Genomic DNA, 396 nt, shown 5'->3' with positions numbered 1-396 from the left:
CTGTCACTGTCCACATACACATCTTCGAACTGTGATTCATCAATGGTAACGGAAGTAGTGCCCGAGAACTGGTTCGCCAGAATGGTAATACTTTCGCCGTTTGACAGATCAACCGTCATGTCGGTCTGAGGTGCGTTATCCACACTGGCAACGTAAGTGATCACACCACCGTCTTCAGTCAGTTGTGGCGTCGCTGTCAAACTGACCGTTGTGGTATCAATGGTGTCGACTATCGCAGTCGAAGCACTGGCACCGCTGTAATCAACATTTTCATAATTACCTCCAGTCGTACCGGTCACACTGACATCAATACTGTCACTGTCCACATACACATCTTCGAACTCTGATTCATCAATAGTAACGGAGGTACTGCCAGAGAACTGATTGGCCAGAATA

At 47.5% G+C, this 396-nt stretch carries 1 protein-coding gene; it reads right to left on the bottom strand.

Going from position 1 to position 396, the window contains the following annotated elements; genetic code table 11:
* Positions 1-396 (bottom strand): immunoglobulin-like domain-containing protein (locus J3999_RS11830; RefSeq protein ID WP_208128083.1); only part of this gene is annotated, 396 nt, incomplete at both ends.

The organism is Thiomicrorhabdus sp. 6S3-12, from assembly GCF_017571475.1.
GTDB lineage: Bacteria > Pseudomonadota > Gammaproteobacteria > Thiomicrospirales > Thiomicrospiraceae > Thiomicrorhabdus.
This window is presented reverse-complemented; position numbering and strand designations above follow the sequence as displayed.